This is a genomic window from Mycobacterium sp. (assembly GCF_019243155.1).
Lineage (GTDB): Bacteria > Actinomycetota > Actinomycetes > Mycobacteriales > Mycobacteriaceae > Mycobacterium.
Map to the genome: position 1 here is coordinate 1 of NZ_JAFAUS010000499.1, position 16068 is coordinate 16068.

Sequence of the window (16068 nt, forward strand, 5' to 3'; positions counted from 1 at the left end):
CTGGACTCCTCGCCCTCCGTTCCTGACAGTTCGCGCTGAAGCCGCTGGAAATCGGTCTGCGGGGAACTGTATTTGAGTTCTCGAGCAACCTTGGTCTGCTTTGCCTTAGCCCGGCCGCGGCCCATGGGGGAACCCCCTCGCGCAATAACGGAGCGGCCTAAACTAGGCGGCTCCGATCTCCTGGTGTCGTTATTGTCCTGCCGACAGTTTACCGTGCCTCACGGATGAGCGTCGGCCCCCCTGCCCGCCGTGGCGGACGTTGTCGTTCATTATCCAGCACCGCCCCGCAACCGTTCAACGGCAAGCCGTCCCGCGCCGATCTGTTCGGTCGGTGGGACCGAATCCACGTCCATCATCGCGGCGACCGAACCCTGCGGACCGGTCGTCAGTTGAGTGTCCACCGGGAGTCCGCGCTTGACCAGAGCCAGGGCCACCGGCCCCAGGTCCACGTGGTCGACTACGGTGCCGAGCCGGCCGATCGAGCGAGGACCGGCGAGCACCGCGTCACCCGTCGCGGGCCGGTCGACCGAGCCGTCCAGGTGCAGCAGCACCAGCATCCGGGGCGGGCGCCCCAGGTTGTGCACCCGCGCGACCGTCTCCTGTCCGCGGTAGCAGCCTTTGTCCAGGTGAACGGCCCCTTCGGCGGGCCCGCCGATCCACCCCACCTCGTGCGGAATCGTGCGTTCGTCGGTGTCGACGCCGAGTCGCGGGCGCAGGGCCGGGACCCGGTGGACGACGCGGTGGGCCTCGAACGCCCACACTCCGGCCGGCCGCACTCCTGCTTGCCTCAGGCGGCTCTGCCAGTCGGGCGCATCGGCGCGCGGCACCACGAGGTCGAGCTCGATCTGGCCGTTGGTCGAGTCGGGCATTCGCCGTACAAAGCCACCGCCGCTAGGGGTCGCGACCCGAACGGCCGGCAGCGCGTCCAAGCCGAGCGCGTCGAGCACCGCCCGGTCGGCCAGCCGCGGTCCCAGCAACGAGAGCACCGCCATGTCGGCGCTGTCGGCGGTGACCTCGGACCAGAACACCATCTTGCGCAGGTACCCGAGCAGCGGCTCACCCCGCCACGGTTCGGTGTCGAGGTAGGTGACACCACCCAGCTCGGTCTGGATCCAGTGATCTTCGACGCGACCCTGGCCGTCGAGGCTGAGATTCTGTGTGCTGGCGCCGTCGGGAAGTTCGCTGACGTGCTGGGTGGTCAGGCTGTGCAGCCACGTCTGCCGGTCTTTCCCGGTCAGGGTGAGCACCGCGCGGTGCGAGCGGTCCACCAGCACCGCGTCGGTCTCGGCCGCGCGCTGCTCGCCCAGCGGATCGCCGTAATGCCAGGCGGCGCCGGCGTCGGGTCCGGATTCGGGTGCAGGGACTGCGTTCATGTGCGCCGCTCCTCCTCACGTGGCTCTGCGTCAACTCTACGGATCGGCTGCCGATAGGCTTTTCATTCATGGCGGGCCAGGCGGGAGTGATCATCACACTGGACGGCGAAATGCATTCGCCGGACACGCCTCTGCTGAGCGCCGACGATCTCGCGGCACTGCGCGGTGACGGCGTCTTCGAGACACTGTTGGTCCGCGACGGCAGGGCCTGCCTCGTCGAGTCGCACCTGCAGCGGCTGACCCAGTCGGCCCGGATGACGGATCTGCCCGCGCCCGATCTGTCGAGTTGGCGAAACGCGATCGAGCTGGCCACCCGGCAATGGACCGCGGACACCGCCGACGAAGGGGCGATGCGGCTGGTCTACAGCCGCGGCCGGGAGAGCGGGCCACCGCCGACCGCCTACGTGATGGTCCACCCCGTCCCCGAGCGCGTGACCGCGGTTCGGCGTGACGGGCTGGCCGCCATCACTCTGGATCGCGGCCTGTCCGCCGCAGGTATCGACACCATGCCGTGGCTGCTCGCCGGCGCCAAAACGCTGTCGTATGCGGTCAACATGGCCGCGTTGCGTCATGCCGCCCGCCAAGGTGCCGGTGACGTCATCTTCGTCAGCTCCGATGGCTACATATTGGAAGGCCCGCGGTCGACGGTGGTGATCGCCGCCGAGACGGGCGCCGGCGGGAACCTCTGCCTGCTCACGCCGCCGCCGTGGTATCCGATTCTGCGCGGCACCACCCAACAGGCCCTGTTCGAGGTGGCGCGGTCGAAGGGATACGACTGCGATTTCCGCGCGCTGCGGGTTTCCGATCTTCAAGTTGCGCAAGGGATTTGGCTGGTCTCCAGCATGACCCTGGCCGCCCGTGTGCACACCCTCGACGGTCGCCACCTGCTCAGGTCTCCGCTGGCCGCCGAGTTCGCCGAACTGGTGGACTCGGCGATCGTCAGTGATCGCTGAGCGCTGAATTCTGTTGTCGGCTCGCAGCATCGCGGGTACGGTCGGCCGTACACAAGAAGGGAGGTGGTCCGAGAAATTGATAGCTTCATGGACATGTGAGGTGGCTGCGCGCTAGCTGCACCGGCTCGGAAGAGTCAGCGATGTGCGCTGGCGAATTCCCCGCAGTTACCCGGCCCCCGAGCTTCCGGTTTTTGTCCAACCGGAGATTGGCTCGGGGGCCGCTCCATGTCGAGGGTCTGTGTCAGGCCTGCACCTTGGCGGTCATCTTCTGCGTGAGCCGGCTCGCCTGATCGGTGGCGCCCACCGCGCACGCCTCGACGTCGAGGACGACGTCGGACACCGCGCTCAGCACTCGCTGGCAGGACGGCCTGGCCGGATCCGCGGGAGTGCGCAACTGGCTGATCGTGGGCGGAGCCCCGGCGACGCTCCCGAAGGTCCAGCGAAACACCCGATCCCGGTCGGTGGTCATCGTCACGGATTTGTTCGCGCACGCCTTCCATTTGTCCGCAGACGCAGTCACGAAGGCCTGCGCCTTCTCGGCATTCGGAAAAGCCACCGCCGCCTGCTGGACCCTGAAGTCGTAATCCGACGTCCGCAGCAGCTGGCCGCGCACCGCCCTGGAGGCGCTGCCCGTGTAGACGGACTCCTCGATGGGTTCGAACGCGCCGAGGCATTCCAGATTCGACAGCGACCCGCTGGGTGGACGCAATTGCTGCGTCTGGTCTTTGATCTCGATGCTCGGCAGACCCATGATCGTGGCGACTTCCGGCGGCCCCAGCAGAATCGCGTCCAACCGGCCCGGCGGTGCCGCTGCGCCGGTCTGAGGATGATCGCCGGCCGGCGCCGACGACTTCTTGGACGTCCCCTGCGTCGTCAGCACGACGACGACGGCGATCGCGGCGATGACCGCGACGGCGGCGCCGCCGATGATCATGAGCCGCTTGTTGGATTTGCCCGCAGGCGCGCCCGCGCCACTCGCGGCGCCGGTTGCCGGGCGGCTGGGTTGCGTCGGGGCGGCGACCGCGGCCGGCTGTGCCTCGGCAGCCGCTGTTGTCGCTCCGCCCTCCGAACCGCTGTTCTTGGCCTCGATTTCGGCCAGCACGTTGTCGATTTCGGTCCGGTTGCGATAGGTGATGTCGTGCCGCAGCCGCAACATCCGGAGCAGTTGGGCGATGTCGCTTCGGGCGCTGGGGTCGTCGCCGTCCTCGTCGAGTCCGGACCGCAGTTCGATCAGCAGCTGCGTCTGCTGCTGCGGGCTGAGCTCCTTTTCGGCGAGGGTGTTGCCGAGCCGGGTGATGTAGCCGAACGGCACCGGCGGCTCCTCGGGGAGCGGTTCCGGCAACGGCACGGGTTTGCTTTGCAGCGCGTGCACAGCGGTGACAAGTTGGATGCCGGCGTCAACGCTCGGCTCGCGGTAATCGATGATCTGCAACGCGGCAAGGGGATTCACGCGCATGCTGTCGATATCGCCGATTCGAACGGGAAGGATCGGCCGGTTCAGCGCCTGGGCATAGCGCAATTCGGCCTGACTGGGCTTGGACTGCAACCAGTTATTCGACAGCGCGACGATGAACACGTCGCACGAGCGGACCTGCTCGAGGATCTTGTTCCACCAGGATTCGCCACCGCCGAGCTCCTGGTCGAACCACACCTGCTGTTGGCCTTTCCGAAGGGCATTCGTCAGCGCATCGACCGTCGACCGGTCTTGGCTCGAATAGCTGATGAACAGCGCCATCGCAGCTCCTAGCGTGAGAGGCGAACAAACGACACGAAAGTCTGCGTGCGGCAGTTGTCCACGCGCCGATACCGTATCAGTGTCGGACCCCGTCGGAACGGGCAAATTTCATCGCAATTTCGGTCAGCGGTTCATCGATTGTCGCCATCATCGACCGCGACCTCTTCGGCCGGATGGAATTCGGTGTAGCGATGCGCGAATTCGTCTCCGGGAACCGGCCATTGCTCGCCGGTGGATCCCCGGACGACCCAGTCGCCGTCGGCCGCGCTCGTGGGCCCCTCCAGCGTGTTGATGGTCTCGCCGGGACGCGCCGGACGGGCCTGGACCCGTCCCTTGCGCTGCCACAGCCCGTCGCCGGCCGGCTCGTAGGTGTCGGAGAAGATGTCGTCGCGCACCGACCACACCTTGCCGTCCGCCTGCACCGCCCAGTCGCCGGCCTTGGCGCGCATCTTGTCCCCGGAATCCGAGGTCCACGTCCAGGGTCGGTCTCGCCGCTGGGCGGCGACGGTCCCGACCCGGCTGAAGGACTGCCACAGCGGGCGCGACCGAAAGCCCAGTTGCCGCAAGCTCCACAACGTCCCCGCCAGGCTGCGCACGGCGGCGTTCAGCATCTCCGGGGTGCTCTCGACCACCGACCAGTCGACCAGCTTGTCGTGGATCTTGTGCGAATCATCGCGGGGCGACCCGTATTTCCAGCCGTTGCGCCGGTAATAGCGGCACCAGTCCTCGTGCTCCGCTTGGGCCATGCTCATCGCGGAAAATTGGTCGAAACCCATCAGCGCGAGCTGGTCCAGTGGCGGCAATCCCGCCATGTCGCTGCCGGACAGCTGCGCCGGCGGGCTGCCCCAGGTGTTCCAGGTGTGCCCGGCGATCTGTTCGACCATCCACAGCGCGTTGCGGACCTGGCGGCGGTTCGATCCACGGTAGAACTCGCTGAGCTCGGCCCACGGCATCGCGGCCGGCGACCGCGGCGACTGCGAGTCGATCGTCGACACGTAGCGCTCGTGGATCAGCCTCGACGCGCGCTCCCAGGCGTCCTGGACCTGGCCCTCGCGGGTATCCAGGACCAGGGAGTAGGACTGCAGCATGCCGACGACCTGGATTGAATCGTCGGCGATGGTGGAGTTGAGATCGGCTGCGTAGACGGGCATTTCGGGGAAGCGGGCGGCCAGCCGGGTACCGGTCGTGGTGGCGTGGGCATCCACCAGAACCACGGCGCAGACCGCGGGGTCGGCATCGTCGATCAGCTTTAGCAGGGTCGGTATCGTCGGCGCCTCCGCGATCGCGTCGATGGCCGGTCCCTCCGACATGAATCCCGCCTGCCGGCGGTAGAACTCGTGATCCCGCAGGTACTCTTCGGCGTCCCTTTCGATCAGGGTGAGCGCGGGCAGCGGGGCCGCGTCGGGCGGGGTGTGGAAGTCACGCTCGAGCGCGCGTTGCGTCAGGTCGGCGCACAGCGCGAGCGTCAATTGCGAAGTGCCGCAGACCAATACCCGCTTCGTCACCCCCGTCGCGATGATGCCGTCCAGTAGCCGGCCGGCGGTCACCTCGTATTTGCCGACCACGTCGGCGGCCCAGCGGGTGTCCGACCCACCGAACTGCTGGGCGCGCCACGCCTCGGCCAGCCACGGGTCGTCCATCCGGACGATGAGGGGCAGCCGGTGCCTGTGGCCGATCTCGGCGAGCCGCCTGCCGATCCGCTCCAGCCACAACAGGTTGATCGCCGGGTCGGGCGCCATCAGGTAGAGGTGTGACAGGTTGCGCCACAACCGGAGTGAGGTCAGGGTGGACAGATTGTTGAAGTCCACCAACACGACTCGGGCACCCTGTCTGCGGGCGCGCTGCACGCGGTCGTCGCCGGCGTTGGTGATGACCACCAGGGTGCTGCGCCGGTCCGACCTCTGCGCGATGCCGCTGATCATCGACTGGGTGTCGTCGTCGACCCCGACGACGGCGGTGACGGACTCGGCGTAGTTGGCCCGCAACCGGTCCACCTGGGACCGGAACACGCCCACGACGACGCCGCCCAACCCCGTGAAGATCGCCGCCAGCGCGGTGATTCGCCCCAGCTCCAGGCCGGCCGGTGTGGGGTTCGGGCAGGTGTGCCCGCCGACGGAGTAGTCGCCGGTACTGCCCTTCATCAATTGGGCCGTCGCCATCAGCGGAGTGAAGAAGGCCGGATGGTTGGCGTCGTGACAGCCCCAGTACGCGCTGAGGCCCAGCACCGCGCTCATGCCGACGAGCACTGCAATCACGGTGAACGAAACGCCTACCAAACGATGGCTGCCCTCCGAGCGGAAGGTCAGCACGCAGGCGGCGATCAGCAACGCGACCATGATCGCGAGCGTCGCCATCGACCCCGGACGGCCGAACCACCCCAGCCATGACGGCAGCGCATCGACTATCGACGGGCGCAGCGCCAAGACGGCCAGATATGCGACGAGCAGCAGGCCGATCCCGGTGACCGCCCAGCGCAATACGGGCGAGGGTGATCGCTTGGGACGCATCCGGCCGACCTCCTTTGGGGAATATCGTCGACCATCGCCTGCTCGGACGTCGAACAGAACACGCCGAAAGATCAGCCGCGACGATTCGCGGCGGGCCGCTAGCCGACGAACCGCGAGAGCCGCGCCGAGAGGTGAGGTACCAGGCCGCCGTCGGCGTCCACCCGTTCCTCGACGTAGGCCAGGTCGCCGCCTTCGACGATGCCGTAGAGCCGTTTGGCGCCCCCGACCAGCACGCCCGACCTGCTGCGGGCCAGCGCGTCGGTCACCAGCTCCCACGACGACTGGTTGCGTGGCCTGCCGTAGAACAATTCGACGTAGCCGGCCGAATGGGCCAACAGCAGCTCGATCGCCTGGGATTCGCTGGGGTCGTCGGGGTCGCGGACAAAGCGCCAGAAACCCGTCTCGCGCAGGCCGCGGTCCTGGTAGTCGCCAGTCTCGTCAAGCCGCCAGGAGCGGGCCTCCCAGTTCAGGTAGTCGCCGCCGTCGTGCGAAACCACGATCTGCTGGCCGAACCGGTAGTCGCCGTCTTGGCCGCGACCCTCGCCCTCGCCGCGCCACACCCCGACCAGCGGCAGCAGCGCCAGCAGCGCATCGTCCAGGTTGGCGCCCTCGCGCAGGTTCGCGGTATCGGCGGGAAGCGGCAGATCGTCGAAGGCGGGGATATTGCGGCCGGCCGTCAGCTTGGCGCGCTCAGCGGCGGCAGCGACCGCGCGGTCGCCGGAGGTGCCGGAGCCGAAGGGTTCGTCGGAAGTCAATTGCGCCGCTCCTCCCCATCGCTGCGCTCTGGATCGTCGCCGGCGCCCGTCACGATTCGTCAGTGATGAGCCGGTAGAGGACGTACAGGGCGAACCATGAAATCACCACGACCGCCACGACCAGCATGATCTCGAAGAACAGCACCACGGGCACGAGTCTATTCGTCCCGCGACGATGTGGTCAGGGGCAGCGGGTGTGTCAGGCGATCTTGACGTCGACCTCGTGGACACCGGCGCCCGACGGTGCCACCACCGCGTTGCCGTTGCCCGACGCGGACAGCGCCCGCAGCGTCCACGATCCCGGTGCGGCAAAGAACCGGAAGTCACCGGTGGCCGACGCGACGACCTCCGCGGTGAACTCGTCGGACGAGTCCAGCAGGCGGACGAACGCGCCGCCCACCGCTTGACCGTCACGGTCGACGACGCGGCCGGTGATCACCGTTTCCTTCTCCAGGTCGACGCTGGCGGGCAACGTCAGTCCTTGCTTCGGCGAAGAGCACATATCAGCTTCCCAACTCGATCGGGGCGCCCACCAGGGAGCCGTATTCCGTCCAACTGCCGTCGTAGTTCTTGACATTCCGATGCCCGAGTAATTCCTGCAGCACGAACCAGGTGTGCGACGAACGCTCACCGATCCGGCAGTAAGCGATGGTCTCCTTGGTGCCGTCCAGCCCGGCGTCGGCGTACAGCTTGGCCAGCTCCTCGTCGGACTTGAAGGTGCCGTCCTCGTTGGCGGCCTTGCTCCACGGCACGTTGATCGCGCCGGGGACGTGGCCGGGCCGTTGGCTCTGCTCCTGCGGCAGATGCGCGGGCGCCAGGATCTTGCCGGAGAACTCGTCGGGGGAGCGGACGTCGACCAGGTTCTTGACATTGATCGCCGCGATGACGTCATCGCGGAACGCCCGGATGCTGTTGTCGGGCGCGGCCGCCGTGTAGGAGGTCGCGGGCCTGCTGACGGCGTCGCCGGACAGCGGGCGGCCGTCGAGCTCCCACTTCTTGCGGCCGCCGTCGAGCAGCTTGACCTTGTCGTGGCCGTACAGCTTGAAGTACCAGTACGCATAGGCCGCGAACCAGTTGTTGTTACCGCCGTAGAGGACCACGGTGTCGTCGTTGGACACCCCGCGCTCGCTCAGCAGCTTCGAGAACTGCTGGGCGTCGACGAAGTCACGCTTGATCGCGTCCTGCAGATCGGTGCGCCAGTCGAGCCTGATCGCGCCGGGGATGTGGGAAGAGTCGTAAACGCTGGTGTCCTCGTCGACCTCGACGAAGACGACACCTGCGGCGTCGAGATTGCTCTCAGCCCAGTCGGGAGAGACCAGGACGTCGGAGCGTGCCATGCGGGGATTCCTTTCAATTGCTTTCGTTAAGAGCGGGTCGGGCGGGGACGCGTAGGCGTGCCACCAGCGGGTAGAGCTGGCATCCCAGGCAGATGCCGAAGGCCGCGTTCAGGAACGCGGCGACCAGCGCGCCGGCGGTGGCGACGACGCCGAGCAGGAAGGCGCCGGCGGCGAAGCCGACCGTCGCGACCGCCGCGAAGATCAGGCCGACGAGTTGGGCGAATTTCAGCGGTGCGACCGGCTCGCGTTCGGCGACCGGCCCAAGCCGGGGTGCCACGATGCGGGCGAACAGCCGGCCGTAGGGATGCTTGCGCGGTCCGGCGGCGGCGCCGATGGCGAAAATCACCGCTTGCACACCCAAAATGAAAGCGGCCGCCAGCGGGCTGGCGGCCGAGACGGCGAGCGCAACGATCAAGACCGCGGTCGTGATCCAGGCGGCAAACCGCGGTCCACGCACGTCAACGCCTGCGGGCTGGGTGTTGTTGCTGCTCGACACGGTAGTGCTCCTTGATATGCCTGTTGCTTTGAAAACTGCCTGCTATTCGAGAGGACGAAGTGGAGACGTGCCACGGCAAAGTTCCGGGGGGCAGCTCCGAGTGCTACGCGGGAGTGCGCGGCTACTCAGCAGCTACAGCAACAACAACAGCCCGGGGTGCGGCACAGATCGACTGCGCGACGCTGGGTGAGCATGGGCTCAAGGCGGGCTGGCACGTCGGTCAGCTTACCTAATGACCCGGTGATCAGGCCAACCGCGGTTCTTCGGGCCTACGACTGCTTGAACCCGTCGAGGGCGACGGTCACCCCGTATGTGATGCCTTCGATGATGACGTCGGAGCCGCGCGCACCCTCGGTGGTGGGCGTTACGCCGAAGGGGAGTCGCTGATTGGGGAGTCTGGCGCTGAAGGCGTGCAACACCGCGTCCCGCTTGTCGTCGGGAACGGTTTGGTTGGCGGTGTCACCTCCGGTGAGGACACCGGTCGGGGTGATGACCAGTGTCGTCTGGTCGTCCGGGGCGATGGACAGGTCCACCGACATGCTGACCCGACGATCGAAGCCGGCGGATTTCGGCGTGCCGCTGAACACCAGCCCGTGGCTGCCCGAGACGCCCGACGCGGTGATGCCGCCGGTGGCGGTGTTCGTCTCCTTGGGTGGCGCCTCGACCATCAGGTCGTCGATGCCCATGTACCGGCCCAGGTGCGTCGAGTCGATGATGATGCGGCTCTCCAGCTTGCCCACCGGAAGCTTCGCATCGGGCTTGATCAGCCAGGAGGCGTACGTCAAATCCACCGAATACATCGTGGCTTCCAGGGTGGCCTTGCCGGTCATCGCGTGCTCGACGGCGTTGGCCTTGATCTCCAGCTGGTTGTAGTGGCGGCGCATCGCCTGCGGAATGAACGGGAACGCCACGATCGCGATGAATGGGTCCGTACCCAGATTGGCCGCCTTGCGCACGGTGGACGACAGCCGATATTCGGCGTAAATGCTGGTCCCGTAATCGACGCCGAGCGCGCCGAAAGCCACCACGACCACCACGATCGTCGCTGTCAGCACACCGAGCAATAGCTTGCGCACCTGCACATTGTGTCGTAACGACAGGCCGCCGCGAACCGCCGGTCGCGCCGTGGCGGGAATCACACTGGCCCCGTACGCCACGCCAAATAACCAGGTAGCACGTTATCGTTAGATGACCTGGTAACTAACGCGTAATGGCGCTGTGAATTTGGGAGATGCCGTTCCCCCGAGCAGGAGGGACCCGTTGGAGCTATTACTGCTGACCCCTGAGCTACATCCCGATCCGGTCCTGCCGTCGTTGTCGCTGCTTCCCCACACCGTCCGGACGGCGCCGCCGGAACCGTCCTCGTTGCTCGAGGCCGGAACCGCGGACGCAGTACTCGTCGACGCGCGCACCGACCTGTCGTCGGCGCGCGGGCTCTGCCGGCTGTTGAGCACCGCCGGCCGGTCGGTTCCCGTCCTGGCCGTGGTGAGCGAGGGCGGCCTGGTGGCCGTGAGCGCCGACTGGGGGCTGGACGAGATCCTGTTGCCCACCACCGGACCCGCCGAGATCGACGCCAGGCTCCGGCTAGTGGTGGGCCGTCGCGGCGGACTGGCCGATCAGGAGAGCGCGGGCAAGGTGAGCCTCGGCGAGCTGGTGATCGACGAAGGCACCTACACCGCGCGGCTGCGGGGCCGCCCACTCGACCTGACCTACAAGGAATTCGAGCTGCTTAAATACCTGGCCCAGCACGCCGGCCGGGTGTTCACGCGCGCGCAGTTGCTGCACGAGGTGTGGGGATACGACTTCTTCGGCGGCACGCGCACCGTCGACGTGCACGTGCGACGGCTGCGCGCCAAGCTCGGCCCGGAGTACGAAGCGCTGATCGGCACGGTGCGCAATGTCGGTTACAAGGCGGTCCGTCCGGCGCGCGGCCGGGCGCCGGTCGCGGTCGACGCAGCCGACGACGCCGAGTCCGACTCCGAGGACTTGCAAGAACCGTTGGCCGATCCGCTGCGCACTCAGTGACCTCGCCCGACTGGCGGTCGGCGCTGACCGCCGATGAGCAGCGAGGCGTGCGCGAACTCGTTTCCGCCGCAACGGAATTCGATGGAGTGGCGCCGGTCGGCGAGCAGGTGCTGCGCGAGCTCGGGCACGAGCGCACCGAGCATCTGCTGATCCCGGGATCTTCGTCGGGTGCCGAAATCGCAGGCATCGTCGGCTATCTCAATCTCAGTCCGCCCCGCGACGGGGATGCCGGAATGGCCGAACTGGTCGTGCACCCGCAGGCGCGGCGGCGCGGTATCGGGACGTCGATGGGGCGGGCGGCGTTGGCCAAAACCGCTGGGCGCAACCACTTCTGGGCGCACGGCACACTCGATTCGGCTCGGGCGACCGCGTCGGCGCTGGGTGTGGTCCCGGTGCGGGAACTGATTCAGATGCGACGCTCGCTGCGTGAGGGGCCCGCCCCGGTTTCACCCCCGCCGGGGGTGCGGCTTCGCACCTACGCCGGGCCGGCCGACGACGCCGAGCTGCTTCGGGTCAACAACGCCGCGTTCGCCGAACACCCCGAGCAGGGCGGCTGGACCGGGGTCGAGCTGGCGGAGCGGCGCGACGAACCGTGGTTCGACCCGGCGGGCTTGTTCCTCGCGTTCGACGATTCCGGGTCGCTGCTGGGCTTTCACTGGACCAAGGTTCATCTCGATCGGCCCGGACTGGGGGAGGTCTACGTCGTCGGTGTCGACCCGTCGGCGCAGGGCCGCAAGCTGGGGAAGCTACTGACGGCCGTCGGTATCGAGTTCCTGGCGGGCCGGCTGAACGACTCGGACGACCCGACCGTGATGCTCTACGTGGAGTCGGAAAACGTCGCCGCGGTCCGGACCTACCAGGGCCTGGGCTTCACGACCTACAGCGTCGACACCGCGTACGCCGCGCCCAACGTCGGCTGAGCGACGCGGCGTATGCCGAATATTCACCTGCGCCTGCTAACTAGAGCTTGCTGTGGACCCGCCGCATATTTTCCCGGTGACTTGGCAACTTCCTCCTTGGGGAGATTCCAGTTCGGCGCCGCAGCGGGTGCAAAGTGCGTCAGGAAAGCGAGATACGTGAGGCTCGACAAGCAGGGTGGGGCGCTCGCGCTGGCGTTGGCGATCGGTGCTGCGACGCTGACGGCCTGCGGCAGCGACCAGAACCATCGCGGCGCTTCCTCGGCGGGCAGCTCCGGTTCCGGTGGGACGGCGGACTGTAGCGGCAAAAACCAGCTGACCGCGGAGGGCTCCACCGCACAGCTGAACGCGATGGCGCTGTTCAACCAGGTGTGGGGCCAGAACTGCCCCGGCAAGAGCGTGGCCTACAACCCGACCGGATCGGGTGCGGGCCGTGAGCAGTTCATCGCGGGCCATGTTGACTTCGCAGGCGCGGACTCCCCGCTGGTCGCAGACCAGATCGGTCCCGCCGCCAAACGCTGCGACGGAAACCCGGCGTGGGACCTGCCGTTGGTTTTCGGGCCGATCGCACTGGCCTACAACCTTCCCGGCGTTGCCGGGCTGGTGCTCAACAGCGACGCGATGGCCAAGATCTTCAGCGGCAAGATCACGGCCTGGAATGACCCGATCCTGGCCGCTCTGAATCCCCGCGCGGCGCTGCCCGACACCAAGATCACCCCGATTTACCGGACGGACTCGTCGGGGACCACAGACAACGTGCAGAAATTCCTGACGGTCTCCGCGCCCCAGAGCTGGGCCAAAGGAGTCGGCACCGAGTTTCAGGGAGGTGTGGGCGAAGGCGCTGCCAAGTCGAGCGGCGTCATTCAGGCCGTCCGCGCCACCCCGGGTGCCATCGGCTACGTCGAAAAGGGCTTCGCCGACCAGGCCGCGATGCCCTACGCCCAGATATCCACCGGCGGCGGCGTGGTCCCGCTCAACAACGACACGGCCGGCAACGCCGTCAAGGCGGCCAAATTCGTCGCCGACAGCAACGACCTGGTGCTCGATCTCAATGCGATGTACTCCACCAAGGAACCGGGCGCATACCCGCTGGTGCTGGCCACATACGAAATCGTCTGCTCCAAGGGCTACGACCCGGATGCCTCAAGCGCGATCAAGTCGTTTCTGTCCACGGCCGCCGACAGCGGACAGACCGGCCTGTCCGCGGCCGGTTACGTTCCGCTGCCCGATAAAGTCAGGAAGCGACTGGTTACCGCGATCAACGCGATGCAATAACCAACCGATTCGGGTTCAAGGAGCGACAGTAGAACTGTGACGGGATCACAGTGACAACGCCAAATCCAATCGATGCCGGTTCCGGCGCGGTCGTCGCCGCGCCCTTCCCCGAGTCACCGGTGGTCCCCATCAGCCCATGGGGACGCTCTCGTCCGCATGTGGGTGACCGGATATTCCGCAGGTTGGCGCAGGCTTCCGGCCTGTTCATCGTTGCCGTGATCGTCGCGATCGCCGGGTTCCTGCTGTGGCGCTCGACGCCGGCCCTGCAACGCAACCGCGAGAACTTCCTCAGCTACGGCGGCAACTGGATCACCACCAACACCTCGGCGATGCACTTCGGGATCGCCGATCTGCTGCAGGTCACGGTGTTCGTCTCGCTGTTCGCGCTGGCCCTGGCCATGCCGGTGGCGCTCGGCGTCGCCATCTTCGTCACGCAGTACTCGTCGCGCCGCGTCGGCGGGTCGTTATCGTACGCGGTCGACCTGCTGGCCGCGGTCCCTTCGATCGTCTACGGCGCGTGGGGCCTCTACGTGCTGGCGCCGCAGCTGCAACCGGTCGCCGACTGGCTCAGTCACACCCTGGGCTGGTTTTTCCTGTTCGCCGACGGCAGTGCCTCGCCCTCGGGTGGGGGCACCATCTTCACCGGCGGAATCGTCTTGGCGGTCATGATCCTGCCGATCATCACCGCGGTCACCCGGGAGGTGTTCGTCCAGACGCCGCAGGACCAGATCGAGGCGGCGCTGGCCCTCGGCGCCACCCGTTGGGAGGTGGTGCGGACCATCGTGCTGCCCTTCGGCAGAACGGGGTTCATCAGCGGCGCGATGCTGGGGCTGGGGCGGGCGCTGGGCGAGACGATCGCGCTGCTGATCATCGTGCGCGGCACCCAGACGGCCTTCGGCTGGTCGCTGTTCGACGGCGGCTCCACTTTCGCGACCAAGATCGCCGCCGCCGCGTCGGAATTCGACGACAAATACGAGGCCGGGGCCTACATGGCCGCGGGGCTGATGCTCTTCGTGCTCACCTTTCTGGTCGACGCCGCCGCGCGTGGCGCCGTCGCCGGAACCGGCAGCAGAAGAGGCGACCGATGAACTCGATGTTGGATCGCCCCGTCAAATCGCGGACGTTGGCGGCGCTGAGCTGGCGCCGCCGTATCGCGAACAACGTTGCGACCGTGCTGGTGTCGCTGTCGATGGTGATCGCAGTGACGCCGTTGATAGCGGTGCTGTGGTCGGTGGTCGCCAAAGGATTCCGCGCGATCCTGTCCACGGTGTGGTGGTCGCATTCGCAGGCGGGCATGACGGCGTTCGTGGCCGGCGGCGGCGCGTACCACGCGATCGTCGGCACCGTGCTGCAGGGATTGGTCTGCGCGGCGATCTCCATCCCGATCGGCCTGATGGTTGCGATCTATCTGGTCGAATACGGCGGTGACACCCCGCTGGGCAGACTGGCCACTTTCATGGTGGACATCCTTTCCGGAGTGCCCTCGATCATCGCCGCCCTGTTCATCTACGCGGTGTGGGTGGCAACGCTGGGGCTTCCCCGCTCCCACTTCGCGGTCTCGCTGGCGCTGGTTTTATTGATGATCCCGGTGATCGTCCGGGCCACCGAGGAGATGCTGCGGATCGTCCCGGTGGACCTCCGAGAAGCCAGCTACGCCCTGGGGCTACCGAAGTGGAAGACCATCACCTCGATCGTCATCCCCACCGGTCTGTCGGGCATCGTCACTGGAATCATGCTGGCTGTGGCCAGAGTGATGGGCGAGACGGCCCCCTTACTGATTCTGGTCGGTTATGCACAATCGATGAACTTCAACATCTTCAGTGGGTTCATGGGGACGCTGCCAGGCATGATGTACAACCAGACCTCCGCAGGCGCGGGCATCAACCCGGTGCCCACCGATCGGTTGTGGGGTGCGGCGTTAACCCTCATCCTGGTGATCGCCACCATCAACATCGGGGCCAGGGTGACAGCCAAATTCCTTGGCGCCAAGAAGGCATAGGCAGGAGCATTAAGTGGCCAAGCGGTTGGACCTCAAAGCCGTCAACATCTTCTACGGCGCGTTTCACGCGGTCGCGGATGTGACGCTATCGGTTCTGCCCCGCAGCGTGACAGCGTTCATCGGCCCGTCGGGCTGCGGCAAGACGACGGTGTTGCGGACGCTGAACCGGATGCACGAGGTGGTCCCGGGCGGCCGGGTCGACGGCAGCGTGCTCCTCGACGACGAAGATATCTACGGCGCCGGTGTCGACCCGGTCGGCGTGCGCCGGGCGATCGGGATGGTGTTCCAGCGGCCGAATCCGTTCCCCGCCATGTCGATTCGCGACAACGTGGTGGCTGGCCTGAAGCTGCAGGGAGTGCGCAGCCGCAAGGTGCTCGACGATACGGCGGAATACTCGCTGCGCGGCGCGAACCTGTGGGACGAGGTCAAGGATCGGCTGGACCGCCCCGGCGGCGGGTTGTCCGGCGGTCAGCAGCAGCGTTTGTGCATTGCACGGGCCATTGCCGTGCAGCCCGATGTGCTGCTGATGGACGAGCCGTGCTCGGCGCTGGACCCGATCTCCACGATGGCCATCGAAGAGCTCATCAGCGAGCTGAAGCAGGACTACACCATCGTCATCGTCACCCACAACATGCAGCAGGCCGCCCGGGTGAGTGACTACACGGCGTTCTTCAACCTGGAAGCCGTCGGAAAGCC

17 protein-coding genes are annotated in these 16068 nt (G+C 67.0%); 7 read left to right on the forward strand and 10 right to left on the reverse strand.

The features are described from left to right. Together JOZ00_RS25120 and JOZ00_RS25125 are read right to left on the reverse strand one after the other, a co-directional pair. The coding region (locus JOZ00_RS25120) for a DUF3073 domain-containing protein (RefSeq protein ID WP_293349706.1) at positions 1–125 on the reverse strand (125 nt) is incomplete at its 3' end. Between the two features lie 144 nt (positions 126–269). Continuing rightward, complete coding sequence (locus JOZ00_RS25125) at positions 270–1373, reverse strand: folate-binding protein YgfZ (protein WP_293349672.1); 1104 nt, start codon at positions 1371–1373, stop codon at positions 270–272. Between the two features lie 86 nt (positions 1374–1459). Between JOZ00_RS25125 and JOZ00_RS25130 the strand changes: the two genes are divergently transcribed. Next, positions 1460–2326 carry an aminodeoxychorismate lyase gene (locus JOZ00_RS25130; RefSeq protein WP_293349709.1) on the forward strand — a complete coding sequence of 289 codons (867 nt, stop codon included), beginning with the start codon at positions 1460–1462 and terminating at the stop codon, positions 2324–2326. 241 nt (positions 2327–2567) lie between these two features. Here the strand turns inward: JOZ00_RS25130 and JOZ00_RS25135 are convergent, their stop codons facing one another. From JOZ00_RS25135 to lmeA, 8 genes are all read right to left on the reverse strand, one after another. Beyond that, complete coding sequence (locus JOZ00_RS25135; RefSeq protein ID WP_293349674.1) at positions 2568–4061, reverse strand: sensor domain-containing protein; 1494 nt, start codon at positions 4059–4061, stop codon at positions 2568–2570. A 131-nt stretch (positions 4062–4192) separates the two neighbouring features. Beyond that, complete coding sequence (locus tag JOZ00_RS25140) at positions 4193–6568, reverse strand: hypothetical protein (RefSeq protein WP_293349676.1); 2376 nt, start codon at positions 6566–6568, stop codon at positions 4193–4195. A 98-nt stretch (positions 6569–6666) separates the two neighbouring features. Then, on the reverse strand, positions 6667–7323 hold the full coding sequence (locus tag JOZ00_RS25145) for an FABP family protein (RefSeq protein ID WP_293349679.1): 657 nt from the start codon (positions 7321–7323) through the stop codon (positions 6667–6669). A gap of 199 nt (positions 7324–7522) precedes the next feature. Then, positions 7523–7825, reverse strand: coding sequence for a DUF1416 domain-containing protein (locus JOZ00_RS25150; protein ID WP_293349682.1), 303 nt, complete (start codon positions 7823–7825; stop codon positions 7523–7525). Between the two features lies 1 nt (position 7826). Beyond that, positions 7827–8660 carry a sulfurtransferase gene (locus tag JOZ00_RS25155; RefSeq protein ID WP_293349685.1) on the reverse strand — a complete coding sequence of 278 codons (834 nt, stop codon included), beginning with the start codon at positions 8658–8660 and terminating at the stop codon, positions 7827–7829. Between the two features lie 13 nt (positions 8661–8673). Next, a complete protein-coding gene (locus tag JOZ00_RS25160) occupies positions 8674–9156 on the reverse strand; it encodes a DUF4395 domain-containing protein (RefSeq protein ID WP_293349688.1) in 483 nt (160 codons plus the stop codon). Positions 9157–9281: 125 nt separating this feature from the next. After that, positions 9282–9371: an Ms5788A family Cys-rich leader peptide gene (locus tag JOZ00_RS27730; protein WP_366022405.1), complete on the reverse strand. Its 90-nt coding sequence runs from the start codon at positions 9369–9371 to the stop codon at positions 9282–9284. Positions 9372–9425: 54 nt separating this feature from the next. Further along, on the reverse strand, positions 9426–10238 hold the full coding sequence (gene lmeA, locus JOZ00_RS25165) for a mannan chain length control protein LmeA (protein ID WP_293349712.1): 813 nt from the start codon (positions 10236–10238) through the stop codon (positions 9426–9428). A 178-nt stretch (positions 10239–10416) separates the two neighbouring features. On the opposite strand from lmeA, the gene JOZ00_RS25170 reads away from it, so the two are divergent. The 6 genes from JOZ00_RS25170 to JOZ00_RS25195 form a co-directional block, all read left to right on the forward strand. Next, positions 10417–11181 (forward strand): response regulator transcription factor, encoded by a 765-nt coding sequence (locus tag JOZ00_RS25170; RefSeq protein WP_293349691.1) that lies wholly within the window; start codon positions 10417–10419, stop codon positions 11179–11181. Further along, positions 11178–12101 (forward strand): mycothiol synthase, encoded by a 924-nt coding sequence (gene mshD, locus JOZ00_RS25175; protein ID WP_293349694.1) that lies wholly within the window; start codon positions 11178–11180, stop codon positions 12099–12101. The genes JOZ00_RS25170 and mshD overlap by 4 nt, the downstream gene beginning before the upstream one ends. A 156-nt stretch (positions 12102–12257) precedes the next feature. Beyond that, on the forward strand, positions 12258–13373 hold the full coding sequence (gene pstS, locus JOZ00_RS25180) for a phosphate ABC transporter substrate-binding protein PstS (RefSeq protein WP_293349697.1): 1116 nt from the start codon (positions 12258–12260) through the stop codon (positions 13371–13373). A 44-nt stretch (positions 13374–13417) separates the two neighbouring features. Further along, positions 13418–14461 (forward strand): phosphate ABC transporter permease subunit PstC, encoded by a 1044-nt coding sequence (gene pstC, locus JOZ00_RS25185; protein WP_293349715.1) that lies wholly within the window; start codon positions 13418–13420, stop codon positions 14459–14461. Further along, positions 14458–15372, forward strand: a complete 915-nt coding sequence (gene pstA, locus JOZ00_RS25190) for a phosphate ABC transporter permease PstA (protein ID WP_293349700.1) — start codon at positions 14458–14460, stop codon at positions 15370–15372. The genes pstC and pstA overlap by 4 nt, the downstream gene beginning before the upstream one ends. A gap of 13 nt (positions 15373–15385) precedes the next feature. After that, positions 15386–16068 (forward strand): phosphate ABC transporter ATP-binding protein (locus tag JOZ00_RS25195; protein WP_293349703.1); only part of this gene is annotated, 683 nt, incomplete at its 3' end.